Genomic DNA, 24,375 nt, shown 5'->3' on the forward strand with positions numbered 1-24,375 from the left:
TGTTAGATTTGTATGACTTTTAGATCCATAATTGATGATTTCAGAAGCACTGTTAGAACAATATCAGGCAGGTACGAAAAAGTACATAAAAGGAGCTGTCATTTTTGATGAGGGCAAACTGCCTGTCGATTATTATCAGATTATTTCGGGCGATGTAAAAATGTGCAATTTTAATGATGACGGACACGAATTTATCCAAGGTATTTTTCATCCGGGCGATAGTTTTGGAGAACCTCCTTTGTTTTTGGAACGAGTTTATCCGGCAAAAGCCATAGCACTAACTGATTGTGAACTCTTTGTGCTTCCGAAAGCCAGATTTATGGAGATGATAAAAACCAATGCCGAAGTATCCATGGAAATTATCGAACACCTGGCAAAGCGGCTACACTTCAAATCGGTGATGGCTGCCGAAATATCGTCTCAGGAGCCCGAACACCGATTGCTGAAACTTATCGATTACAATGTAAAATACTTTAAACCCAAAAAAGAAAAAGAAGGTTTCCGTATCAACTTAACGCGTCAGCAAATGGCTGATTTAACCGGGCTTCGCGTTGAAACTGTAATCAGGGCCATTAAATCATTGGAAAAGAAAAACCAAATCAAAATCATCGATCGAAAAGTTTTTAGATAAATTCTTCCTTTATGATTTGAATCATAAATTCCAAGGGGATTGTGGGCGTAATTTTGGTGTATTAAAAACCAAATATCATGACACTTTATCAAAAAACCCTCGAAGATTTCCAACAAAGTTATGTTGGTTACGCCGCATTAGTTATTATCGGTCAAAGCTGTTTAGGTGCGGCAGCAGCGATGTATATCCTGGAAAACGGAACTTCATTTATACAAATGATACAATTAGGATTAATCGTAATTACCTGTATGTTTGTCAATGTTGGGATTTTGGCCCAACTCAGTACGAAAACAGTTTTTAATATGACAATCTTCAGTGTATTGCTTAGCGTGCTTATGATTGCTTTGAATGTTATGGTTATTTAAGCTCAGCAGCCACAAATTCCGTATAAATCTTTCTTTATTTCAGATTCGTTATTGTGTTTTAATGTCATGGAGCCTTCAAAAATCCCCGCTTCATCGCCATCATCACCGGTTTGCCTAAAATCAACAGACAATTCATATTCGTTATTTTTGAATTTTTCTAAAAACTGCGTTCCTGTTGTATCTACAGTCTTTTCAGCCAGCTCAAGCCTGATGAATTTGCCTTTTACTTTTATAAAACAGAGGTTCTCCAGGTTATCGGCATAAATGTATTGCTCCTTTTTAAAATCTTTTTTATTGGCAGCGAAGTAACAACCTGCACCTTCAATTTCCTCAGGGAAATCGTTAAATGGCTCTAAAGAAATGCCTGTACTTGCTTTAGATGCGGCTACTTTTAGCACTGCAGCTTTGGTTTCCGCCTTTTGATTGCAACCAATCAAAGACAGCATAAGGACTGATAAAAGTATTTTCTTCCCCATCTATTTCCTTTCAAAAGTGCATACATACACATAGTTTTCAATAAACCCAAAAACCACGTCAAAGTATTCTATCGTATCATTAAACCGCAGCTCGACCGTACATTTTTTATCCTCCAGGTTAAAATCATCTTCAAAGATATGGTCCTTAAAGCTGATTCCGATGACGTTTTTAATCTTAAATACCGCTTCCTTGATTCCCCAAACGACCGTTGCTTTCTTGAGTTCGTCTTCCTTGTTGAGGTTTGCCAGATGCGAAACATCCATATAACGCGGTGCTAATATCAGGGTTTTATCCTTAAGGATTTCCATGTCAAAACCTACTTTCTGCTCACTCAATACAATCGCGGAATAGTCATTGGAATGTGAAATAGAAATCTCGATATCCTTAATGCTGCAACCTTGTGGCTTGATGTGCGGTTTCCCAAATTCATCGTAGTACAAATCAAAATCGGTGTAGTCGTTATGTTGCAGCAGCATCCTCACTGCCAAAAAACCTTTCTGATGGCCTTCGGCCTTCATGCCTCCAAGCCTTGCCAATGAACTGTCCTTGAGCTTCACGCTTTTAAAAAGCGTATCCACATCTTCGGTAATTTTCCAAAGATAGAGTTTCGTGTTGGGCGATAATGCTATGGCTTTATAGAATGGCATTTAGTATTTTGCTGTTTTTCAAAAGATTATAAGATTAAACAATTGATAATTTTTAAAATAAATTATTAAAATCAAAACCTATGTTGTAATTTTGCGCCAGAATTTAAAAAAACAAATATACATAATAGATGAGTACACAAACATTACCGTTCGTAGCTTACAAAGTTAAAGATATTAATCTTGCGGCTTGGGGAAGAAAAGAAATTGAATTGGCAGAAGCTGAAATGCCAGGTTTAATGGCACTTCGTGCTGAATATGGTGCAAGCCAACCTTTAAAAGGAGCTCGTATTGCAGGTTGTCTTCACATGACAATTCAAACTGCGGTTCTTATTGAAACATTAATTGCTCTTGGAGCTGAGGTTACCTGGTCATCTTGTAACATTTTCTCAACTCAGGATCAGGCTGCTGCTGCGATTGCTGCTGCAGGAATCCAGGTTTATGCTTGGAAAGGTTTGGATGAAGAATCATTCGACTGGTGTATTGAGCAGACTTTATTCTTTGGTGAAGACAGAAAACCATTGAACATGATCCTTGATGATGGTGGAGATTTGACTAACATGGTATTCGACCGTTACCCGGAATTGATTCCTGGAATTAAAGGATTGTCTGAAGAAACTACAACTGGAGTTCACAGATTATACGAAAGAATGAAAAACGGTACGTTATTCATGCCGGCTATCAACGTAAATGACTCGGTTACTAAATCGAAATTCGATAACAAATACGGATGTAAGGAAAGTGCAGTTGATGCTATCAGAAGAGCTACAGACGTAATGTTGGCTGGAAAAAGAGTAGTAGTTTGTGGATATGGTGACGTTGGTAAAGGAACTGCAGCTTCTTTCAGAGGTGCCGGTTCTATCGTAACGGTTACTGAAATCGATCCAATCTGTGCTTTACAGGCTGCGATGGACGGTTTTGAAGTGAAAAGATTAAACACTGTGGTTGGTAATGCTGATATCATCATCACTACAACCGGTAACAAGGATATCGTAATGGGAAGCCACTTCGAACAGATGAAAGACAAAACTATCGTTTGTAACATTGGCCACTTCGATAACGAAATTGACATGGCTTGGTTGAACACGAACCACGGTGCGTCTAAAATTGAAATCAAACCACAGGTTGACAAATACACTATCGCCGGGAAAGACATCCTTATCCTTGCTGAAGGCCGTTTGGTAAACTTAGGTTGTGCTACAGGCCACCCAAGTTTTGTAATGAGTAACTCATTCACGAACCAGACTTTGGCTCAATTGGAGTTATGGACTAACAGTGCAGCTTACAAAAACGAAGTTTATATGTTGCCTAAGCATTTAGATGAAAAAGTAGCAGCGTTACACTTAGCTAAACTTGGAGTTGAATTGGAAACATTAAATGAAGAGCAGGCTGCTTACATTGGTGTTGACGTTCAGGGGCCATTTAAGCCTGAGTATTACAGATACTAATTGTCATTCCCGCGAAGGCGGGAATCCAAATAAATAAGTAACCCTCACAGCAATGTGAGGGTTTTTTGTTTCCAATGATTCATAGTTTTTTTGTACATTGCTTTTGAAAATAAATATATCTGAACTGCTAAATAATAAAGAATGCTTAATAATTTTTTTAGACTAAATGGTACTCCAACAGATATTCTCAGAAAATCTGATTTGATAAACACCATTACTGCTAATCAAGAAATAAAGAATATTATTTATCGACCAGAAATATTAAAGCCCAAAAAAGGTCATCCAAGAATTAAAATAAATGGAAAAAAATTTAACAATGTGAGTTTTTCCAAAACCGTCTTGAAAAACATAGATTTTACTTTGTGCCAATTTGAAGATTGTTTGTTTGTGGGTACCAAATTTGAAAACTGTAAATTCAGGCAATGTATTTTTAATAATGTAAATACACATGAAATAGCATTTAAGCAAACTTATATTAATCCAAAAAGTTTTATTAATAATTTTGTAAAATCAGATATAAGAAAGGCAAATATAGCTGTTCATTTATTTCAAGAATTATTGAATAATTCAAGAGATGAGGAACAATCTGATTTTGCAAGAATTTCTAATTTTCATTTTAAAACATGGCAAGGAAGATTATCCAGAAGTAAATATTATCATTCTCAACCTTATCCAATAACTTTTGTGGAATTTAACAAAGAATTTGTTCCAAACTACATCAATCGCATTTTTTTTGGATATGGTCTTCGTCTAAGGAATTTTATTTACACGTTTGCTTTCTTTTTTACAGTTTGTTATATAACAAATTGGATTCACTGGAAAGATTATGGTTTACATGAAAAAGATTTTCCTATTAGATCATTTTATCCAAAAGTTTTTGATTACAAAGCAAATATATATTACACAGCCGATGTAATGACACAATTAGTGGATTCACAATTTCAACCAAGTTCAGATTATGGAATGACAATGCTGACGATTCAAGGAATAACCGGATTTGTTTTATTTAGTTTTCTAATAACAGTTTTAATTAATCGATTTGTAAAATGAAAAATTATAGTGTAGCAATATATGGTTCTTCTATGAGGGAAAACTTCGATAAGTATAGCGATAGAGATATTCTTATTGTTGCGAATTTTTATGATGAGTTAAAGAGCTTAAAGATAGAATACGAAAATCAAGGATTTTCTGTTTCAACATATACATATTCAAAATTGCAATTCATGTCTGAAAATGGCAGTTTATTTATAGATCATTTAGTAAAAGAATCTAAAATATTAATAGACTTTAATGGCAAATTGAATTTGATTTTAAATAATCATAAATCTCAAAAGCCAGATTTGAAACAATTTCAAGACAATAAAAAATATTTTGAAATATTAAAATTTGTTCCAAACTCCAGTAAAGGTTTTGGATGGTTTTGTGATTGTCTATACGTAGGGATTAGAAATTATTTGATTTTAAAGAGTGCAGAAAAAGGAGATTTTAATTTTTCATATTTAACACTTCTAGATGAATTAAAAAGCGAAAACTTAATTGCTTTACATGAGATAGATACGCTTCGAGAGTTGAGAGTTATTAAAAGAAATTATAGAGATAAAATCAATGATGAATTACCATCAGAAAAATACATTTTTAAGATAATAAAAATTGTAAATAAACTGGGATTGCTCAAAAACACAGAAATACTAGATAATGTTGAGTTTAAAAGATATGTGGAAACTTCAATAAAGAACGAAGAATTTAATCATTATCAAAAACTACGCTTAGTAGAAATGTATTACTTCTTGAATGGTAAAGAGAATAAGGAAATAGAACGTATCATTTGTAATCCACAATTTTATGCCTCATTCTTCAAAAAGGAAAAGTATGTTACTAATATTATACAAAAGATAGCAAAAAACAAAAATTGCAAAACAATTTTAGTCTAATTTCAACAAAACCCCCATAGCGCGGATTTGTAATCCGTGCCCAAAAACCACCAACCCCAACAACCACCTGCCCTAAACCCCATTTTGTAACTACACCTGCTACCCAGATATTGCAGATTTATAATCCGCGCTTCTCTTTACACCCCAAAAAACCAACTTCCCACCATTTTCAGGCTCTCCCAGCCCTCGAAAGAGCTTCGGACTCTCTCTTTCGGTCTTCGGACTCACTCGGATTAGCTTCTGATTCCCTCGTTAGGTTGTATGACCTTCTCACGTAAGCTTCTGAAAGGCTCATTTGGTAGTCGGATGATGGCTGTTTTGCTTCTGAAAATCTCTAAATGTCATCGTAAAGCATCAACTATGTTTCTGTCTAATATTGTAACAATTCCTTAACACCTTTGGCACAATAATTTCTGTACATTCGAAATTCAAAACCAAACCTATGAAATCCCTTTTACCTTTCTCATTCCTCATCTGTTTCGGAAGCAGCTTCGCACAGGATGTCTGCATGAAACCCGAACTCTTTGACCAATCCACCAACGCATTAATGCTAAAGAAAGGCAAAAGCCAATTAGACCACAACACCCTAAAACCTGATGCGCTCCAAATTACGGTACTTCCAAACGATTACGTAACATTCCCCGAACCCTGGTACAAAATGCGCTGCAATATGGATAAGGGATTCAAATTATTCATCACCAATGCTACCACAGCGCCCGTGGAATTCTGGGGTAGGGACAGCCAAAAATGGGCGCCGATACGCGAAGTCTATTACAACAACAGATGGATTCCGTTAGTTTATGAACGACGTATTATAGAATGTGGCAACGAAAGCCACTACAAAATTACCCTGGAACCCGACAGCGAAATAGCTTTTGTTGTACCCTGCCTCGAGGGAAGCTATTTAACCAAATACCGCTTTACCATCACCAGCCCGATAACCAAACAACCCATTTACTCCAATGAGTTTGACGGCTATTTTGATGCGCGGATGCTCGATATTTTGAAAAGTGAATATTAAAGACTCTGTCATTCCCGCGAAGGCGGGAATCCATAAAAAAAGCAAGCTGTAAAAAATAGATTCCCGCCTTCGCGGGAATGACAAAAACAGTTTTTTTGTATCTTGCTCTGATAAACGCAAAACCTGATTATTCTTATGAAAAAAATACTATTCTTCCTTACCGCTGTAATAGCTTTAAGCTGCAGCAACAGCGACAGCGGAGTGACAGAACTGACCAACTTAAGATTAGTTACAGGTGTTACCTTCAGGCAGTCCTTTGATGATGCTCCCTTAAGGCTTGGGAACCCCAATACCTTTGTAAACGATAAGTTTGTGATGTACCCCAATCCGGGGAACCCCGACCTTTACATTACCTCTCCCCAAACCATCACCGATGTATGGTTGGTAAAGGGCAAAGCCGAGAGAATCTATCAGCAGGTGGAGTTGACGGGTGCTTTCAACAGCAATACCTTCACCGAAGCAACCATCGACAACAATGCCGCTTCCGAAATTTCAGGAAACTCCTCAAATGATGTCAGCATAGACATCAGCAATTTACCAATGGGATACTATAAGGTGTTTGTGAAAATAGGCGGAGCCATTTATTGGGATAACCTTTATAAATATGATGATGCGCATAGCAACGAAGAACACATAGCTTCTGTAATCAGTTTTTGGCAATAAAAAGCAACCGCATGGAACTGGAAACACTCGAAACCGAAAGACTGTTTTTAAAAAAACTTACTCCTGAAACATTTACTTATATTTTCGAAAACCTTCCCAAAGCGGAAATCAAAAAACTATTGGGCTTAACCACCGATGCCGAATTCGATAAGGAAAAACAAAAATCAGAGGGTGGTTATGTTACTTATGACCGGACTATCGTTGCATTTTTATTGGTATCCAAAGAAACCAACGAAACCATAGGAAGATGCGGCTTCCACAATTGGTACAAAGACCACCGCAGGGCAGAACTCGGTTATACGATGCTGAAGGAGGAAGAAAAAAGGAAAGGCTATATGGGAGAAGCCGTAAAAGCAATTATTGCTTACGGTTTTAATACCATGAACCTAAATAGGATTGAAGCCTGCATTGGTCCCGAAAACCTCGCTTCACAGGCTTTGGTCAAAAGGAATGGGTTTACGCTGGAAGGTCATTTAAGGCAGCATTTCGTTCGGGATGAAATTGCTGGAGATTCGCTGATTTTTTCGTTATTGAAGGAAGACCCGAGCCGAAGGCGAACTGAGCGTAGCTAGTACAAACCTTAGCGCTTTAACGCAAAATGCCCTCTTTCGGTCCTGCCGTCGCTAAATTTTATCAGGTACCAATAATCATCAGCAGGCAATGACTTGCCGTTGAAGTTTCCGTCCCATCCACCACCGCCAACGCTAATTTGCTTAAGGAGTTTCCCGAAACGGTCAAATATCTGTACGATTGTATCCGGATGTGTAGTGGCACAACGCACATTCCAGTCGTCTCCATAACCGTCACCATTCGGAGTAAAATAAATAGGAATCCCAATGATTTCAAATGATTGTGAAATGACCCCACATCCATTACTGTCGCTAACATACGCCGTATGGATGCCACAGGAAACATTATTGAATTGATTACTTGCCTGGAAAGGGCCATCAGGTTCGTCAATGCTGTAACCATAATTAGGCATAGCAGGTTCAATCGTAACCGAATTATTATCAATAGCAGTTCCTTTGCTGATAACCTCTGTAATAACCGGCAGGTCTGAAGGCGATACGGTTATCGTTCGGGTGTTGATACAACCTTTGGCATCGATGATGTCAACAGTATAGGTTCCGGTTTGGCTTACGCTGATGGAATAAGTAGTATCAGGCAACTGCACAGTATTAAAATACCATACAAAATCATAAGGCTGTGAGTCGAGTTGACCAGCATCAATAGTGGTTTGAAATCCGGGCTGATTGATACAGATAAAGGCGTCATCCTGAGGCTCTATTACAGGAAGCCTGTTGACCTGCAACGGGATTTCACTAATACCTGAACAACCATTCGTTCCATCATCAATACGGACAAAGACGCTTGAATTATAAGGTGTGGTATTGGCATACATAAGGCTCGTAAGCGGATTGTTCTCCAACAAGGCATCATTTACAGTGATGTAATAAGCCGCAGTTTGTCCTGATGCTAAAACCACATTCGCCTGGCTGAGGTCAAATGTTGCAAGGCCATTACGCTGGATGTCGCAGGTTTCAAGTCCCGCCACAGTTTGCCCTGCAGTAACATTCACGTTTAGGGTTAGAGGATACGTTGTGCTGCAACCATTTCCATAGCTCAGCCTTGCGATGATGTTTTGCGGATTGCTGATATTGGTATAATTCGCCGCCAGCGGATTATTGGCCGCAAGGCTCGCATTGTCCAGGAAATATGCTACGGTGACGCCAGTGCTTCCATTCGTAAAAAAGGCATCGGCTTGTGTAAGGTTGAATAAGGTAATCCCATCCTGGTTCAATCCATAATCACATTGAACCAAACTTGCAGCCGTGACCACAGGGAATGTCTTTACGATTAAATCAACTGGCGCTATCAGGAAACAGCTTCCAATGGTGATTTTTACATAAACCGTCTGAAGGTTTGGAGTGGTATTGTAAAAGGATTGCGGCAAAGGGCTGGTGTTGCTATTGGCATCGGACTGCGACAGGTAATAATTGATTGTGGTACCAGCAGGAGCACCAGGATAAATCAAAGCCGTTACATTCTGCATGTTGAAAGTAGCCTGTCCATTGTTTAGGCTTCCATCGGTAGCGTCATCGCAAATTGAAAATTCCGTTGCTTCCAAATGGATTTCATCAGAAACGGTGATTTCGAAGGAGGAATTATTAAAACATTCGGTTATCGTATTTTCTATCCTTGCATAAATCGTCTGCGGATTCGAAGTGTTTACAAAGGCATTTGGAGTCAGGATTTCATTTACTCCCAATAAGGCATCACTTTCAGTAGTGTAATAGGTAACGGCAACGTTGATTTGGCTTCCAATGATCAGCGGTGTATTTTGTGTCAGGTCGAACGCTGTCGATTGATCGGGAACACCGTCGAGATCACATTCGGTTAAATCGATTGAGGTAACGCCTGCTGGCAAATCAAACTGTGGTGATTGGTTGAAGGTAGCTGTTCCGGTCCATATTACCGAAAAATTACTATCACCAAAAGCACGGTCCACAACCAGCATATAGGTTTCTCCTGCCACTACATCTACATCGGAGACAAAACTATTTCCGTCTGCGCCCGGACCTTCACTGGTATCGGTTTCTGCATTGTTGGTTCCGGTTACATTAAATGTCAAACCTGCCGAAGCCGGATTTGTCGTAGAACAACGAACGATAAATCGGTCGTCACAAGTATTATAAGAGTAAAGATAAAAATCGAAATCCTCATTGATGTCATTATTTTGAGGGACAATGGTAAATTCCAACGTTCCCGATGTAGCAATGTTCAGCTTCATCCAGATGCTGTTGAATTCCTGGCTGCCACAACTACTAACTTCCTGTTGTGCACCTGGGCCATTAACAGCAATATTGTTGAAATTGGTATCGCCACAAACCACTATGGCGTCGACACAATCATTCTGAGCGCTAAGTTTAGCGGTCAATAGTAAAAGAATGAAAAAGAATGCGTGTTTCATAATGACGATTGGGATGTCAAATTTACGGCAATAAAAACAAAAAGCGACCTATTGGGCCGCTTTTCTTATCTTATAAAAGTAATTACAATTGTTCCTGAACAAGATTAATGATAGTGTTAGCGTCCAATTCACCGGATTGCCTCCACACCATTTGTCCTTCTTTATAAATCATCAGCGTTGGCAATCCTTTGATGCGAAGCGCATCCGCCAACTCCTGATTTTTATCTACATCAATCTTGATGACTTTTGCCCTGTCGCCCAGTGCAGCAGCCACATCCCTGATTACAGGATGCATAGAAACAGAAGATTCGTTCCACTCTGTATAAAAATCAATTAATACGGGAACTTGTGCATTGATTAATTCTCCAAATTTTGACATAAAACCAAAATGTTTTTACCTACTTTTTACAGTTTGATAGTTATATTAATTCACAAATGTAGCATTTTAAACCAATTATGCTACAATATTGCCTTTTTTTAGTTCAAAAACAGTTATTTCGGGCATAATACCCACTCTTCCCGGATAGGCATGGAAACCAAAACCACGGTTAACATAGACATATCTTCCAAATTCGTTATACAATCCGGCCCATTGTTTGTACATGTATTGCGCCAGGCTCCATTTGAAATATCCCGGAATTTCTATCCCAAACTGCATTCCGTGGGTATGCCCCGAAAGTGTCAGCTGTACATTCTTTGGATGGCGTTTTACAATATATTCCCAGTGGCTCGGATCGTGGCTCATCAGTATCTTGAAATCCTGAGGCGCTACATTTTCAGAGGCTTTGTCGATGTCGCCATATTCCCCAAAATGCTTGCCCCAGTTTTCTACGCCAATAATGGCAATTTCATCATCGCCTCTTTTGATTTTGATGTTTTCATTCAGCAATAATTTAAAATCGATCTGACGGTGTAAGTCCTTTATTGCTTCAAAATTCGCAGCTTTTGCAGCTTCCGATTTCCAGTCGAGATAGGCACCATAATCATGGTTGCCCAAAATGGAATATTTACCATATTCATATTGCTTCAAACCGTTGAAGGTTTCAATCCACGGATGCATTTCATCAGCTTTGGCATTTACGATATCACCGGTAAACAATAATAAATCCGATTCCTGTTCGTTAATCAAATCAATCGCATATTGTATTTTTTCAGGATTGTCAAAGCTTCCGCTGTGAATGTCCGAAATCTGCGTAAGCTTAAAGCCTTCGAAAGCATCGGGTAAATCGGGAAAGAACAAAGTTTGTTTTATTACCTTGAAATTATATTTCCCAACCGTCATTCCGTAAATCAACGAAAGAAACGGAACAGCCGCCAGTCCAAGTGCAACCTGGCTGACAAACTTTCGTCTTGCCGGAAGAAAACTATCCGAATTGTGCCCCATGAAATGCGTTACCGTTCCCATCATAAGCCTCAAAACATCTTCCATCAGCATTACAAAGGTCAGCACCAGTTTTGGCAGTAAAACCAAAAGCAATAGTCCCAAAGTAATCAAAGTCATTTTGGTCTGGCCAACAGCGCGGTCAAATTTCATGAATTCGTAAGCGATGAATAAAATCGCTGCCACCGAAATAATAATGTAGGCAATCAAAACCCACTTGGATTTTGTTAAGGTTTTTATGGCTTGAAAGGCATAGAGTTCTACTATTCCTATGATAATGAAGAGGATGAGGAAGCGAAAAGCCATTTTAAAATTTTTAACAAATTAACAAAGAAAATAATTCTCTTTATCATTATTAAAGATTATTTAACGTTTCTGGAACGATTGGTTTAAAATGAAAAAAGCCGGCAGTTTCCTGCCGACTCACATTCTAAATAATTAAATGCGCTTAATTATTTTTTTGCATTTGTAGCTGCTGCATCAGCTTTCACTGCTGCTTTCTCAGCTTTTTTAGCCGCTTTTTTAGCGTGTTTCACTTCTTTTTTCACTTCTGCTTTTGCTGCTGGAGCAGTTTGAGCGTTTACCATTGCAGTTGTTCCTAAAGCTAATAAAGCTAACATCAATACTTTTCTCATGATTTCTATTTTTTTAGATTAATAATAACGTTGTTGTTATTTTACAGGACAAATGTATTTCAGCCAAATGAAGACAAGATGAAGATTTAGGCAGTTCTGAAATTTTAACAGTTTTTTGGCTTATCAGGAGCAGATGTCCTACTTTTTTAGGATGTATCTTCCCGCTTTCCGCGCTACATGGTAGCTTGCTGCAATCGGGGCTAACGACACGTCTAATCTATAATATTGAATGTAATCAAAACAGCAGTTACGAATAGAGAGAAGAGTCCAATAAAGAATAAGATATCCGCAAACTTCTCATATTTCAATCCCAATTCCGTTTTGCTCCGCATCGACATAAAGGATAAAATGCAGCTGAACATAAACGAGAAAATGGCAAAAGCCGTAAACTCGTCTATCAGTGATGCCGCTTTCATCTGAAGGATGTTTCGCGAAGTGAGTACGATAAAACACAAACCCAGCAGGTTGGCAGAAGTGTTTAAAATGTGATGCGAATTGGAATTCCTGTCTTTCATGTTCTACTATTTAATGTCAAGCGGAAACAGCACCGTGAAGGTTGTTCCGGCATCTATTTTTGAAATTACCTTTATGTCAATATGATGGAACTTGGCAATGCTGTCCACAATCGCCAATCCCAAGCCTTGTCCGTCCTGTTCAATATTAATCCGTGTAAAACGCTCAAATATTTTAGATTGCTGCGTTTCGGTCATTCCAATTCCGGTGTCGGAAATGCTGAGTATAAAACGCTCTGGCGAAAGATTTGTGCTTAAGGTTATCGTTCCTTTTTCCACATTGTATTTGATGGCATTCAAAATTAAATTGTGAAGCATAATCCGAATCAGCGTCTGGTTTCCGGTAAATGTAAAATCACCCACTTCATTAATGATGCTGATTTGCTTCTCTTCAATTCGGTCTTCAAAGTCTTCCAGGATTTCGGAAACAATTCCGGAAATCGAAATCTGCTCATTGTTCACAAACTGATTATTGTCAATCTTGGAAACCAGTAACAAATTATTGATGACTTTTTTTAGCAAATCCAACGTACGCAAAGAACTCACAATCTTGTCAATGCCTTCATCGTTGATGGATTCGTTCTGAAGCAGGTTTTCAAAACGGTTTTTCAAAAGTGAAATCGGCGTCAGTAGTTCGTGCGAAACATTGCCAATAAACTGTTTTTCCTTTTGGAACAAATCGTTGATCCGGAACATCATCTGGTTCAAAACCGAATCGAGTTCGTGGAAATCGGCAGAATGGGTTTTTATGGCTGTATAATCAAAACCATTCGGCTCATTTACATGCCTTATTTTCCGGTTGATGATTTTGTAAAAGGGCTTCAGTAGGTATTCAATAAAGAACGTATCAGCCAAAAACGTAATCAATACGATGATAAAAAGCAGCGTCGTGGTAAAAAACCGAATCGTAAAGGTCAGGTCATTGATTTCGCCCAGGCTGTTGCCAATTTCGAGCACGTAATCGTTTCCGGCATACGTAAAATTGTAATAAAGGACACGGTAATCGTTTTCCTCTTCCTCAATAATCCTGCGTTCATTGACAAAAACATCCTTATATTTTGGAGCAGGTTTTTGGGCGCGGTACAATTGAAGGAATTCGCTGTGAAGGGTAGAAAAGCTGGCATAGGTTTCGGTAGAATCCTTACGCGTAATGAAATCGCTGATTTCAACATTGTCCAGATGGGCAAAAAACTTCTGTTTCTTTTCGAGTATGCTTTTATCGATGTGTGTATACACCACTTTTTGTATCAGCATCGGCAGCGAAAACCAAAGGATGACAATGATTAACAATCGCGTCAGCAAATTAAAAACCGCTAATTGGTGCTTGATTTTCATCTATATATTTATTCGATAGCCTACATTCCTAACGGTTTCAAACCAATCCAGTTTGGAAAAGGCAGCCAATTTTTTCCTAAGGTTCCGAACATGGACATCAATAAAATTCGAATCGGAATTGATTTCCAAAACATCGCCCCAAACATGTTCCGTTAACTGCAAACGCGTGATAACCCTGTTTTTATTTAAGCTCAGGTATTGAAAAATGTCAAACTCCTTTTTGGTCAGCGCAATCGGCGTGTCCTCAAAACTCACTTTATAATCCTGAAGCTGTATTTTGAAACCGTGAATGTTCAATTCGTTGGCTGTAAATCCGTGAATCCTTCTGATGACGGCAAACAATCGAGCGCCAAGTTCGGTAAGCGCAAAAGGTTTGGTCAGGTAATCATCGGCGCCCAATTCCAAACCGTTGATTTTGTCATCGAGTTCGCCGCGTGCTGTAATCACAATAACGGCAATTTTCGATTTGGATTTCCGAACGGCTTTCAGTACATCAAAACCGCTTCCATCGGGCAAACCCAAATCCAAAAGCATCGCATCATAATCGTTTACGGCAATTTCCTCCAAAGCATCGTCACAAGTAGTCACAGCCTTGCACAAATAACCATTCTTGGAAAGGTAATCGGCCAATTCAGCCGCCAATTCCCGGTAATCTTCAACAATTAAAACATTCATAAGACTCGATATAAATCAAAAGTACTAAAAAAGCCGGCAAATCCCTTCACCGGCTCTAACAACCTACAATCTCAAAAACTAAACCTAAACTTAACCTTTAATCCTTTTCAACCATTTCTAAAAAATCTCCCTCTTTGTTAAAAATGGCGTCCACCCATTTTTCATTGATTGTAATTCCAATTTCGTAGGTAATCTTGTTGCTGTTGGTCATCAGCCTCGCAGCTTTTTTAATAGTATTCTTTGGGTAATTCCTTGCCATATAAGTGCTTATCTTTTTTGGGATTTCGCTCTCCTTAATCTGCACTTCCAAAACCTTAAAAACACCAAGCGCATTATAAACCGCAGTCATGTTGGTGTTGCTCACCGTAAAATCGGCTTCGTAACTCAGCTTGTCAGCATCATCTCCGTCAAATTCCTTTCTCCAAAACGGTTTTACCTTTGGAAAATCTTTTTCAAATGCCTTGGTTACCTGTAATGTGGGCTCAACATCTTTCCCGTTTTCAGCAGCCTGTGCCTGAAGTAAAAAAGAGCATAAAACGGAAAATGCTAAAACTAACTTCTTCATGATTTAATTATTTTTTTAATTCATTTACACGACAAAGCTATGGCTGTTAAATGAAGATTAAATGAAGAAAACCGCGTTTAAAAAAGTTTAACTTTACTTTAGGATTTTGCCAAAAGATAGGCGAAGAATCCCTATTTTTACAATCTTATAAAATAGATTTATGTCACAAAAACGCCTTTTCCTTCTGGATGCCTATGCCCTTATTTTTCGCGGGTATTATGCCTTTATAAAAAATCCACGTATCAATTCGAAAGGAATGGATACTTCGGCCATTATAGGTTTCATGAATTCCTTGATGGATGTTATCAAACGTGAAAAACCAGACCATCTTGCAGTAGCTTTTGACAAAGGCGGAAGTCAGGTACGTACCGAAATGTACCAGGAATATAAGGCACATCGTGACGAAACTCCCGAAGCTATTAAAATCGCAGTTCCCTATATCCAGCAATTGCTGAATGCAATGCATATTCCCATCATTGAATTGGCCGGATGCGAAGCCGATGATTTGATTGGAACCATTGCAAAACAGGCCGAAAAGGAAAACTTCCAGGTGTTTATGGTTACTCCGGATAAGGATTTTGCCCAATTGGTTTCGGAAAACATTTTTATGTACAAACCGGCACGTTTGGGGAATGATATTGAAATCTGGGGTGTGCCCGAAGTGTTGTCGCGTTTTGAAATCGAGCACCCATCACAGGTAATCGATTTTCTTGGAATGATGGGGGATGCTGCCGATAATATTCCGGGATTGCCTGGCGTTGGTGAAGTAACTGCCAAAAAACTGTTGAAGGAATTTGGGTCGATGGAAAACCTTTTGGCAAATACCGATAAGCTCAAAGGAGCTATGAAAGAGAAAATCGAAGCCAATAAGGAACTTGGAATCCTCTCCAAAAAACTGGCAGCAATCATTTGCGACTGCGACGTGAAATTCAACGCCGATGATTACGAATTGACCAAACCTGATGTAGAAAAAACGGATGCCTTGTTCATGGAGTTGGAATTCCGTCAATTAAAGGCGCAGTTTGATAAGTTTTTTGGAACCGGAAAAGAATACGATGAAATTGAAACTAATAACAATGATAATGACCCTTTAAACGATAGTCCAAAGCCAGCAAAAAGACCCTTAAAAAACCAGGAACAGTTTGATTTATTTGGTTTCTCAGATGATGATGGTGATGGTGTGCCAACTCCAAATTCCTATTATGCCACTTTAGAAAACACCGAACATTTATATCAAATCGTTCAGGGCGAATTGGGAACCAAACTCTTCCTGCAAAACCTGATGAATCAAACCTCGGTGTGCTTTGATACCGAAACAACCGGAATCGACGCTTTGAATGCCGAATTGGTTGGAATGTCTTTTTCATGGGAAAAAGGAAAGGCATTTTATGTTCCGGTTCCTGAAAATCACGAAGAAGCACAGGCTTTGGCAGACAAATTCAAACCGTTTTTCGAGAATGAAAACATAGAAAAGATAGGGCAGAACGTTAAGTATGATTTGAAAGTATTGTCGAAATACGGAATCCAGATCAAAGGCAAACTATTCGATACGATGATTGCGCATTACCTGATTAATCCAGACATGCGCCACAATATGGACGTTTTGAGCGAAACCTATTTGAAATATTCGCCAAAATCTATAGAAACCTTAATTGGCAAAAAAGGAAAAGGGCAGTTATCCATGCGCGACGTTGCCTTGGAAGACATCAAGGAATATGCTGCCGAAGACGCTGATGTGACTTTGCAGTTGAAGGAAATTTTCAGCCCGATTTTAGATAAGGCAGAAACCAAAAAATTGTTTGAGGAAATCGAAATCCCGCTGATTCCGGTTTTGGCAGCCATGGAAATGGAAGGCATCAACCTTGACGAGGATTTCCTGAAGAAAATGTCGGTGGACATGCAAAAGGATATTTTAGAATTTGAGCAGAAAATTTATGAAACCGCTGGAGAAAAGTTCAATCTGGCGTCACCAAAACAATTGGGTGACATCTTATTTGATAAATTAAAAATTGGCGGAGCCAAACAAAAGAAAACCAAAACAGGTCAATATGCAACCGGTGAAGAAGTCCTGTCTTACCTCGCAAATGATAATCCAATTGTAAAGGATATTTTGGAATGGCGCCAAATGGTGAAATTGCAGAGCACTTATATTGATGCACTTCCGAACCAGGTTGATAAAAAAACACAAAGAGTCCATACCGACTATATGCAGACCGTTGCAGCAACAGGTCGTTTGAGTTCGAATAATCCAAACCTGCAAAACATTCCGATTCGTACCGAACGCGGACGACTGATCAGGAAGGCATTTATTGCGCGCGACGAAAATTACACGCTGCTTTCTGCTGATTACTCGCAGATTGAGCTTCGGATTATCGCGGCTTTATCGGGCGAAGAAAACATGATTAAGGCATTCCAGAATAATGAAGACATTCACAGGAGTACGGCTGCAAAAGTATTCAATGTGGCTTTGGAAGAAGTGACGAAAGAACAGCGTAGCAATGCGAAAACGGTTAATTTCGGGATTATTTATGGTGTTTCGGCTTTTGGACTGAGTAATCAAACATCCTTATCGCGAAGTGAAAGTGCTGCCTTGATTGATGCGTATTACAAAACCTATCCAAAATTAAAATCCTATATGTCGGAGCAGGTAGATTTTGCGCGTCAAAATGGTTATGTCCAGACGGTTTTGGGAAGGCGTCGTTATTTAAAGGATATCAATTCGGCGAATGCCGTGGTTCGAAGTGCAGCAGAACGAAATGCTGTGAATGCGCCAATCCAGGGTTCGGCTGCGGACATTATCAAGATTGCGATGATCAACATCCATAAAAAACTGGTTTCCGAAAACTGGCAATCAAAAATGCTGCTTCAGGTACATGACGAACTTGTTTTTGACGTGCACAATTCTGAATTAGAGAAAATCCAACCTATGATTAAATACGAAATGGAGAATGCCTTTAAAATGGCTGTGCCATTGGAAGTAGAAGTAGGATTGGGCAAAGACTGGCTTGAAGCGCATTAAGGACTTTAGGTAAACAAAGGGTAAACATCGTTATTTAGGGTAGGGTTCATCCAAAATTAAGTGTTACTTTTAAAACACCAAAAACGCTATGAACCTTGGAAACACTTAAAACCATTCTCTACTTTTCTATCTTCAGGTATCCACTGAAAATTGATGAAATCCACAGTTATACTAATTATAGTAATCAGGAGGAAACATCAAATGAATTGGAACATCTGGTAAACCAAAAGATACTTACCAAAGTTGATGAGTATTATGTCTATGGCAGCGATTTAGATTCGGTGATCAAACGCCTGAGAGGAAATATGTATGCCAAAAGAGCTATGAAAATTGCCCATAAAAAAGCCAAGTTCATTGCAAAATTCCCTTATGTTGAAGCTGTCGGGATTTCGGGATCACTTTCAAAAGGCTATTATGATAATGAAAGCGACATTGATTTCTTTGTCATAACAAAACCGAATAAACTTTGGATTTGCAGGACACTTTTAATGTTATACAAAAAAATATTCCTGCTCAATTCCCGAAAATATTTCTGCGTCAACTATTTCATTTCTTCAGCACAAATGGAAATTGAAGAGCAAAACCGATTTACCGCAACCGAATTGAAAACCTTGATTCCGTTGCAGGGAAAGGAAACCTTTAAGCAGTTTTACCAAAGCAACAATTGGATAAATAACTATTTTTCAAAATTTGAGCCTCAGCTTAATACAATTTTCGACACCCAGAAATCCTCTTTTTCAAGAACGATTGAAATGGTTTGCGATACCAAAATCGGAACCGTAACCGATGCCATTTTCAAGGCAATTACCCTAAAAAAATGGAAATCGAAATTTCATTACATGAATGAGGATGATTTTAAAATTGCACTCAAAACCACTAAGAACATATCTAAGCATCATCCATCAAACTTTCAAAAAAAAGTTATCTTATCTTTGAATACAAAACTTGAAGAAGTTCAGTCAAAGTATAATGTAGTTTTACAGAGAGAAAATGTCTAATATTCTTTTTTCGCATTCCTATTATTACAAACTCGACCCAAAACAATGGAAAAATAAAAATCCTTTTCCGCCTTTGGGGACTTTGTATGCGGCATCCTTATTGCGGAAAAATGGGTTTGACGTTGCTCTTTTTGATACGAATTTGTTGGATTCCCCAAAATCCATCCAAGCGGTTTTACATAAAACCAAACCCGCTTATCTTGTAATTTACGATGACGGATTCAACTACCTAACCAAAATGTGCCTCACCAATATGCGTGAAGCCTGTTTTGAGATGATTCACTACGGCAAAAACCACAATTGCACCGTCATTGTCTGTAGCTCAGATTCCACGGACCATTACACCGAATATATTGAAAAAGGCGCCGATTTTATCCTTCAGGGTGAAGGCGAAATCACGCTTTTGGAACTTTTGCAAAGACTGGAAACTGCTCAAAACATTGATGATCTGAACGGAATTGTTTTTAGGAAAAATAATGCGGTCCAGGTCAATAAGAAAAGGGAAGTGCAACACACTCTGGATGATTTTCCAATGCCTGCCTGGGATTTGGTCAACATTGAAAGTTACCGCCACATCTGGAAACAGAGTGGGCAGGAATTTACGCTCAACATTGCTACGACGCGCGGTTGTCCGTATAAATGCAATTGGTGCGCAAAACCTATTTACGGAAATCGATACAATGCCCATTCACCCGAATACATAGTCAACGAAATAGCATTCCTAAAGGAAAATTTCGGAGTGAAACGCTTTTGGATGTGCGATGATATTTTTGGCTTAAAGCCCAATTGGGTTCAGGAATTCAATGCCAGATTAAAAGAGCAAAATTTAAGAATAAGCTATTATATCCAAAGCCGCGTCGACTTGTTATTGAAGGAAGATACGATAGACTGCCTTGCCGAATCAGGTTTGGAGGAAGTTTGGGTTGGAGCCGAAAGCGCTTCGCAAAAAATCCTCGATGCGATGGATAAAGGCACAACCGTTGAACAGATTTACCAGGCAACGAAAATTTTGAAAGACAAAAAAATCAGGGTTGCCTTCTTCCTGCAATTTGGTTACCTGACCGAAAATCAGGAAGACATTGTTAAAACCCTGGAAATGGTTAAGGAATTAATGCCTGATAATATTGGGATTTCGGTTTCATATCCTTTGCCTGGAACCAAGTTTTATGACAAGGTCAAAGACGATTTGAAGCTCAAATCCAATTGGACCGATTCAGACGATTTTGACATGATGTTTCACGGAACCTATAACACCAATTACTATCGAAAACTACAGCGTTTTGTCCATAAGGAATTCAGGAAACGACAAGGTTTTCAAAACCTGAAGCAGCTATTTTCAAGTCCGTCAAGTGTTTCGGTACCCGATTTAAAATCCATCTTAAAATTGGGTTATTACATTCCGAGTACTTACCTCGATGCTTTTTTACTCAAAAAACTAGAGCAACATGGAAGCTAGTTTTGACAAGGCAGCACTCAATTATGATGAAACATTTACCCATTCTGAAATTGGTAAAATGCAGCGAAATCAGGTCTATAAACAGCTTTCAAAACAGTTGGATTCTGTAAAAAACATATTCGAAATCAATTGCGGAACCGGACAAGATGCCCTTTGGCTGGCAAAGCAAAATTTCAATGTCATTGCCACAGATGTTTCCCCAAAAATGATTGAGGTAGCAAAAGGCAAAGCAGCTTCGGGCAATCCCAATTTTGTAACCACAGACATAAAAAACATCGCTACAGCTTTTGACGGGCAAAAGTTTGATTTGGTTTTTTCCAATTTTGGTGGGTTGAACTGCCTTTCGAAACACGAAATTGAAAAGTTCATTTGGGATGTCCAAAACCTCTTGGCTGAAAATGGGAAACTGGTTTTGGTAATCATGCCAAAGAATACACTTTGGGAGCAGTTTTATTTTTTGGCGAAAGCCCAATTTTCATCAATTTTCAGAAGGAAAAAAGAACTTGTTTTTGCAGATGTTGACGGAGAAAAAGTGCCAACATACTACTACAACCCAAAAGATATTGTAAATTTAGCGGTAAATGATTTTACGCTGGTTGACCAAAAACCGATTGGTTTTTTTGTGCCACCATCGTATTTGGAATCATTTTTTAAGGATAAAAAAGGATTGCTGCGGTTTTTAAATTCACTCGAAAGTGGAATTTCAAATTGCTCCTTCCTTTCAAAACACGCCGATCATTACATCATAACTTTGCAGAAACGATGAGCATTCTTTTTACACATGCCTATTATTTATCGGATGATCCAAAGGAACAGAAGATAATGAAACCCTATCCACCATTGGGATTGCTGTATGTGTCTGCCTATCTGAAAAGTAAAAATATTGCGAATGATGTTTTTGACACTACCTTTTCCTCACAACAAGCCCAACTCGGATTCATAGAAAAAAAACAGCCGAAAGTTATCTGCATTTACACGAATCTGATGACCAAGGTTGAGGTCATCAAACTGATAAAAAACCTCAAAACGACTAAGTTCAACTTCCCCAAAATTGTACTTGGTGGACCGGACGTCACCTACAACGTTGAAAATTATTTAAACTCCGGAGCCGATTTTTTGGTCATTGGGGAAGGCGAGGAAACCACATTTGAATTATATAATGCCCTAATGAATGAAGGAAATTTTCATGATGTAAATGGAATAGCTTTTCTGGAAAATAATACAATCATTCAAACTCCGGCACGGACAAAATTCAAGGAACTCGACGAATTGCCTTTGCCAAATCGCGAAGCCATCAATATGCAGAATTACCTCGATACCTGGAAAAATAATCATGGCGAAAGTTCGATGACAATTTCCACACAACGTGGTTGCCCTTATACCTGCAAATGGTGCAGTACCGCGGTTTATGGGCAAAGTTATAGAAGAAGGCCTGCACATTTGGTTGCAGCCGAAATGAAAATGCTCAAGGAGCAATACAATCCCGATGCAATTTGGTTTGTGGATGATGTCTTTACGATTAGCCACAAATGGCTGACAGCCTTTCACGAAGAAGTGGTCAGGCAAAATGCCCAAATCCGTTTTGAATGCATTACCCGCGCTGAACGGCTTAACGAAGAGATTTTGCGCTTGCTGAAAGAAGCGGGCTGTTTCCGGATTTGGATTGGCGCTGAAAGTGGTTCGCAGCAAATCATCGATGCGATGGATAGGCGTGTGGATGTCAATCACGTCAAGAAGATAATCCAGGATACCAATGCGATGGGGATTGAAACCGGAACGTTCATCATGCTGGGTTATCCGGGAGAAACCGAAAAAAACATTGACGAAACCATTCAGTATTTAAAAGAAGCCAAACCAACGCATTACACGATTACTGTGGCATATCCGATAAAAGGAACCTCGCTTTACAACGAAATAGAAGATAAGATTACCGAGCTTCCGGATTGGGAAAATTCCACCGATAGGGAAATCGATTTTAAACGAACCTATTCCCGGAAATATTACAATTATGCGGTTTCCAAAGTGGTAAACGAAGTCGAATTTGACCGCGAAACCTCAAAGACAAGCCTGAAAGCGTTGAAATTGAAAACCAAATCCTTGTTGGCAACGGGACTAATGAAATTAAACAAATAGCATTTGGCAAAAGACACAAAATACCTGATTTTATTGAGCTTACTCTATTTTGCAGTAAGCTTTGTCGGTATTTTGCATCATGAATTATGGCTTGATGAAGCGCAACATTGGTTGTTGGCACGTGACAGTAATTCGGTTTCCCAATTGATACAAAACACAAGGCTGGAAGGACATCCGTTATTGTGGAACCTGATGTTGTATGGCGTCACGCGATTTACTTACGACCCATTTTGGATGCAGTTTTTACACATTCTGATTTCAAGTACAGCTATTGTTGTTTTTCTTAGAAAAGCACCTTTTGACTGGCTTTTTAAAGCCCTTTTCATCTTTGGGTATTTTATGGTTTTTGAATACAACCTGATAAGCCGTAATTATAGTTTGGGCATCCTTTTCCTTTTTTTGGCCTGCTCGTTGTTTGAGAAAAGGGAACAGCGATTTTCGTTGTTTTGCCTGTTTCTGGCTTTGGCAGCCAATACGCATTTGCTTTTCAGTGTGCCGGCATTTGCCTTGTTTTTGACGTTAATTGTCGAGCAAATTCAGAACAAAAATTTCTTTCAAACCAAATTCTTCGTTGGGTATTCGGTTTTTGCTTTGGGTTTGATTTTGATTTATTTCCAAATTCACTCCACGCATTCCGATTGGCTTTTGGAGCCCATTAGCCGATTATCGTTTCCCGAAAAGGCAATAGCGGGTTTCATTTCCTTCTTTAAAGGAGTCGTAGTCATTCCTAATTTTAGGACGCTACACTTTTGGAACCTCAATCTCATTGTAGATTCCTATAAACCCATTGCTGCCATTTTGGGATTGCTGATGTATGCACTTCCGTTGGTTTTGTTTTTCAAAAACAGGAAGACCTTGTTTTTTGTTTATACCGCTTTAATCGGGGCGCAGATTTTCTTTTTTATCACACAAAGGACTTCAACGCGTTTCCAGGGAATGACTTTTTTACTGATTATCATCGGGCTTTGGATAGAGCATTATTACAATCCTGAAGATTCCAAACTAAAAAAAATCCTGAGTTCGTTTCGATTGGCGTCGTTGCAAAAACCTATTGTTTACTCCATTTTGCTCCTTCATTTTGGAGTGGGGATTTATGCGTATTCGATGGATTTCAACTATCCGTTTGCGTCGGCTAAGGAAACCGTAGATTATTTAAAAAGCAATAAGCTTGATAGCCGGCAAATCGTTTCAGTTAGCTGTGAGGGAACGCCAATAAGTGCGTATCTTCAGAAGAAAGTCTATTTTTTGTGTACTGATAGCTATCAAAGTTTTTGCCGTTGGGATTCGGTTTGTGGCCAAATTGACGATAAGGAAGTCATCGCGATGCTTGACGGACATTTGCTAAAGGAAAAGCATTTTGTGTTTGTTTCCTATTACGGACTGACCAATAAATTGGTCAATGATTGGGTAAATATCAGTGCCAAAACCAAGGTGCGTTATCTGGACCGATTTGACGTAAGCATTGGCGGAACCCTAAATTATTATGTGTTCGAAGTTTCTAAAAGAGAAGAATAA

The 24,375-nt window shown here is 38.8% G+C and carries 24 protein-coding genes; 14 read left to right on the plus strand and 10 right to left on the minus strand.

All coding sequences use genetic code 11. The annotated features are described in order from the left end of the window. The first annotated feature begins 34 nt into the window (after window positions 1-34). Window positions 35-631, plus strand: coding sequence for a Crp/Fnr family transcriptional regulator (locus L1S31_RS04855; RefSeq protein ID WP_236462976.1), 597 nt, complete (start codon window positions 35-37; stop codon window positions 629-631). A gap of 77 nt (window positions 632-708) precedes the next feature. Then, window positions 709-996, plus strand: coding sequence for a hypothetical protein (locus L1S31_RS04860; RefSeq protein WP_236462979.1), 288 nt, complete (start codon window positions 709-711; stop codon window positions 994-996). Window positions 997-998: 2 nt separating this feature from the next. Here L1S31_RS04860 and L1S31_RS04865 read toward each other — a convergent pair whose 3' ends face one another. Together L1S31_RS04865 and L1S31_RS04870 are read right to left on the minus strand one after the other, a co-directional pair. Then, window positions 999-1,472 carry a hypothetical protein gene (locus tag L1S31_RS04865; RefSeq protein WP_236462982.1) on the minus strand — a complete coding sequence of 158 codons (474 nt, stop codon included), beginning with the start codon at window positions 1,470-1,472 and terminating at the stop codon, window positions 999-1,001. Next, the gene (locus tag L1S31_RS04870; protein ID WP_236462985.1) at window positions 1,473-2,120 is read right to left on the minus strand and encodes a 4'-phosphopantetheinyl transferase family protein; all 648 of its coding nucleotides are present in this window, start codon (window positions 2,118-2,120) and stop codon (window positions 1,473-1,475) included. It lies immediately after the preceding gene. A 128-nt stretch (window positions 2,121-2,248) separates the two neighbouring features. Here L1S31_RS04870 and ahcY point away from each other — a divergent pair, with 128 nt between their 5' ends. From ahcY to L1S31_RS04900, 6 genes are all read left to right on the plus strand, one after another. Further along, window positions 2,249-3,565 carry an adenosylhomocysteinase gene (ahcY, locus tag L1S31_RS04875; protein ID WP_236462988.1) on the plus strand — a complete coding sequence of 439 codons (1,317 nt, stop codon included), beginning with the start codon at window positions 2,249-2,251 and terminating at the stop codon, window positions 3,563-3,565. A gap of 141 nt (window positions 3,566-3,706) precedes the next feature. Then, a complete protein-coding gene (locus L1S31_RS04880) occupies window positions 3,707-4,615 on the plus strand; it encodes a pentapeptide repeat-containing protein (RefSeq protein ID WP_236462993.1) in 909 nt (302 codons plus the stop codon). Next, window positions 4,612-5,496: a hypothetical protein gene (locus L1S31_RS04885; RefSeq protein WP_236462995.1), complete on the plus strand. Its 885-nt coding sequence runs from the start codon at window positions 4,612-4,614 to the stop codon at window positions 5,494-5,496. The genes L1S31_RS04880 and L1S31_RS04885 overlap by 4 nt, the downstream gene beginning before the upstream one ends. Before the next feature lie 442 nt (window positions 5,497-5,938). Beyond that, the gene (locus L1S31_RS04890; RefSeq protein WP_236462999.1) at window positions 5,939-6,517 is read left to right on the plus strand and encodes a hypothetical protein; all 579 of its coding nucleotides are present in this window, start codon (window positions 5,939-5,941) and stop codon (window positions 6,515-6,517) included. Between the two features lie 135 nt (window positions 6,518-6,652). After that, a complete protein-coding gene (locus L1S31_RS04895; RefSeq protein ID WP_236463002.1) occupies window positions 6,653-7,180 on the plus strand; it encodes a hypothetical protein in 528 nt (175 codons plus the stop codon). Between the two features lie 11 nt (window positions 7,181-7,191). Beyond that, a complete protein-coding gene (locus tag L1S31_RS04900; RefSeq protein WP_236463005.1) occupies window positions 7,192-7,752 on the plus strand; it encodes a GNAT family N-acetyltransferase in 561 nt (186 codons plus the stop codon). 8 nt (window positions 7,753-7,760) lie between these two features. Here the strand turns inward: L1S31_RS04900 and L1S31_RS04905 are convergent, their stop codons facing one another. From L1S31_RS04905 to L1S31_RS04940, 8 genes are all read right to left on the minus strand, one after another. Continuing rightward, window positions 7,761-10,151 (minus strand): T9SS type B sorting domain-containing protein, encoded by a 2,391-nt coding sequence (locus L1S31_RS04905; protein ID WP_236463008.1) that lies wholly within the window; start codon window positions 10,149-10,151, stop codon window positions 7,761-7,763. A gap of 82 nt (window positions 10,152-10,233) precedes the next feature. Next, window positions 10,234-10,530 (minus strand): thioredoxin family protein, encoded by a 297-nt coding sequence (locus tag L1S31_RS04910; protein ID WP_236463011.1) that lies wholly within the window; start codon window positions 10,528-10,530, stop codon window positions 10,234-10,236. A gap of 75 nt (window positions 10,531-10,605) precedes the next feature. Further along, window positions 10,606-11,838, minus strand: a complete 1,233-nt coding sequence (locus L1S31_RS04915; protein ID WP_236463014.1) for a metallophosphoesterase — start codon at window positions 11,836-11,838, stop codon at window positions 10,606-10,608. Between the two features lie 146 nt (window positions 11,839-11,984). Next, window positions 11,985-12,167 (minus strand): hypothetical protein, encoded by a 183-nt coding sequence (locus L1S31_RS04920; protein ID WP_236463016.1) that lies wholly within the window; start codon window positions 12,165-12,167, stop codon window positions 11,985-11,987. 212 nt (window positions 12,168-12,379) lie between these two features. Beyond that, window positions 12,380-12,682 carry a hypothetical protein gene (locus tag L1S31_RS04925; RefSeq protein WP_236463018.1) on the minus strand — a complete coding sequence of 101 codons (303 nt, stop codon included), beginning with the start codon at window positions 12,680-12,682 and terminating at the stop codon, window positions 12,380-12,382. A 6-nt stretch (window positions 12,683-12,688) separates the two neighbouring features. Further along, on the minus strand, window positions 12,689-14,014 hold the full coding sequence (locus L1S31_RS04930) for a sensor histidine kinase (RefSeq protein ID WP_236463022.1): 1,326 nt from the start codon (window positions 14,012-14,014) through the stop codon (window positions 12,689-12,691). Further along, window positions 14,015-14,689 (minus strand): response regulator transcription factor, encoded by a 675-nt coding sequence (locus L1S31_RS04935; RefSeq protein ID WP_236463025.1) that lies wholly within the window; start codon window positions 14,687-14,689, stop codon window positions 14,015-14,017. It abuts the gene before it with no gap. A 97-nt stretch (window positions 14,690-14,786) separates the two neighbouring features. Then, a complete protein-coding gene (locus tag L1S31_RS04940; protein WP_236463028.1) occupies window positions 14,787-15,254 on the minus strand; it encodes a hypothetical protein in 468 nt (155 codons plus the stop codon). Between the two features lie 160 nt (window positions 15,255-15,414). On the opposite strand from L1S31_RS04940, the gene polA reads away from it, so the two are divergent. From polA to L1S31_RS04970, 6 genes are all read left to right on the plus strand, one after another. Further along, complete coding sequence (polA, locus tag L1S31_RS04945; RefSeq protein WP_236463030.1) at window positions 15,415-18,273, plus strand: DNA polymerase I; 2,859 nt, start codon at window positions 15,415-15,417, stop codon at window positions 18,271-18,273. 95 nt (window positions 18,274-18,368) lie between these two features. Continuing rightward, entirely contained in the window at window positions 18,369-19,271 is a 903-nt protein-coding gene (locus L1S31_RS04950) for a nucleotidyltransferase domain-containing protein (RefSeq protein WP_236463033.1), read from the plus strand. Continuing rightward, window positions 19,264-20,727 (plus strand): B12-binding domain-containing radical SAM protein, encoded by a 1,464-nt coding sequence (locus tag L1S31_RS04955; RefSeq protein ID WP_236463035.1) that lies wholly within the window; start codon window positions 19,264-19,266, stop codon window positions 20,725-20,727. Before L1S31_RS04950 ends, L1S31_RS04955 begins: the two co-directional genes overlap by 8 nt. Beyond that, on the plus strand, window positions 20,717-21,493 hold the full coding sequence (locus L1S31_RS04960) for a class I SAM-dependent methyltransferase (RefSeq protein ID WP_236463038.1): 777 nt from the start codon (window positions 20,717-20,719) through the stop codon (window positions 21,491-21,493). Before L1S31_RS04955 ends, L1S31_RS04960 begins: the two co-directional genes overlap by 11 nt. Further along, the gene (locus L1S31_RS04965) at window positions 21,490-22,860 is read left to right on the plus strand and encodes a B12-binding domain-containing radical SAM protein (RefSeq protein WP_236463041.1); all 1,371 of its coding nucleotides are present in this window, start codon (window positions 21,490-21,492) and stop codon (window positions 22,858-22,860) included. Before L1S31_RS04960 ends, L1S31_RS04965 begins: the two co-directional genes overlap by 4 nt. A gap of 3 nt (window positions 22,861-22,863) precedes the next feature. Next, the gene (locus L1S31_RS04970) at window positions 22,864-24,375 is read left to right on the plus strand and encodes a glycosyltransferase family protein (protein WP_236463043.1); all 1,512 of its coding nucleotides are present in this window, start codon (window positions 22,864-22,866) and stop codon (window positions 24,373-24,375) included.

The sequence above is a fragment of the Flavobacterium wongokense genome (genome assembly GCF_021608265.1).
GTDB classification, from domain to species: Bacteria; Bacteroidota; Bacteroidia; order Flavobacteriales; family Flavobacteriaceae; genus Flavobacterium; species Flavobacterium wongokense.

Coding starts and splice junctions, on each gene's coding strand:
- L1S31_RS04855 (WP_236462976.1), top strand. CDS start 35: ATGATTTCAGAAGCACTGTTAGAACAATATCAGGCAGGTACGAAAAAG.
- L1S31_RS04860 (WP_236462979.1), top strand. CDS start 709: ATGACACTTTATCAAAAAACCCTCGAAGATTTCCAACAAAGTTATGTT.
- L1S31_RS04865 (WP_236462982.1), bottom strand. CDS start 1,472: ATGGGGAAGAAAATACTTTTATCAGTCCTTATGCTGTCTTTGATTGGT.
- L1S31_RS04870 (WP_236462985.1), bottom strand. CDS start 2,120: ATGCCATTCTATAAAGCCATAGCATTATCGCCCAACACGAAACTCTAT.
- ahcY (WP_236462988.1), top strand. CDS start 2,249: ATGAGTACACAAACATTACCGTTCGTAGCTTACAAAGTTAAAGATATT.
- L1S31_RS04880 (WP_236462993.1), top strand. CDS start 3,707: ATGCTTAATAATTTTTTTAGACTAAATGGTACTCCAACAGATATTCTC.
- L1S31_RS04885 (WP_236462995.1), top strand. CDS start 4,612: ATGAAAAATTATAGTGTAGCAATATATGGTTCTTCTATGAGGGAAAAC.
- L1S31_RS04890 (WP_236462999.1), top strand. CDS start 5,939: ATGAAATCCCTTTTACCTTTCTCATTCCTCATCTGTTTCGGAAGCAGC.
- L1S31_RS04895 (WP_236463002.1), top strand. CDS start 6,653: ATGAAAAAAATACTATTCTTCCTTACCGCTGTAATAGCTTTAAGCTGC.
- L1S31_RS04900 (WP_236463005.1), top strand. CDS start 7,192: ATGGAACTGGAAACACTCGAAACCGAAAGACTGTTTTTAAAAAAACTT.
- L1S31_RS04905 (WP_236463008.1), bottom strand. CDS start 10,151: ATGAAACACGCATTCTTTTTCATTCTTTTACTATTGACCGCTAAACTT.
- L1S31_RS04910 (WP_236463011.1), bottom strand. CDS start 10,530: ATGTCAAAATTTGGAGAATTAATCAATGCACAAGTTCCCGTATTAATT.
- L1S31_RS04915 (WP_236463014.1), bottom strand. CDS start 11,838: ATGGCTTTTCGCTTCCTCATCCTCTTCATTATCATAGGAATAGTAGAA.
- L1S31_RS04920 (WP_236463016.1), bottom strand. CDS start 12,167: ATGAGAAAAGTATTGATGTTAGCTTTATTAGCTTTAGGAACAACTGCA.
- L1S31_RS04925 (WP_236463018.1), bottom strand. CDS start 12,682: ATGAAAGACAGGAATTCCAATTCGCATCACATTTTAAACACTTCTGCC.
- L1S31_RS04930 (WP_236463022.1), bottom strand. CDS start 14,014: ATGAAAATCAAGCACCAATTAGCGGTTTTTAATTTGCTGACGCGATTG.
- L1S31_RS04935 (WP_236463025.1), bottom strand. CDS start 14,689: ATGAATGTTTTAATTGTTGAAGATTACCGGGAATTGGCGGCTGAATTG.
- L1S31_RS04940 (WP_236463028.1), bottom strand. CDS start 15,254: ATGAAGAAGTTAGTTTTAGCATTTTCCGTTTTATGCTCTTTTTTACTT.
- polA (WP_236463030.1), top strand. CDS start 15,415: ATGTCACAAAAACGCCTTTTCCTTCTGGATGCCTATGCCCTTATTTTT.
- L1S31_RS04955 (WP_236463035.1), top strand. CDS start 19,264: ATGTCTAATATTCTTTTTTCGCATTCCTATTATTACAAACTCGACCCA.
- L1S31_RS04960 (WP_236463038.1), top strand. CDS start 20,717: ATGGAAGCTAGTTTTGACAAGGCAGCACTCAATTATGATGAAACATTT.
- L1S31_RS04965 (WP_236463041.1), top strand. CDS start 21,490: ATGAGCATTCTTTTTACACATGCCTATTATTTATCGGATGATCCAAAG.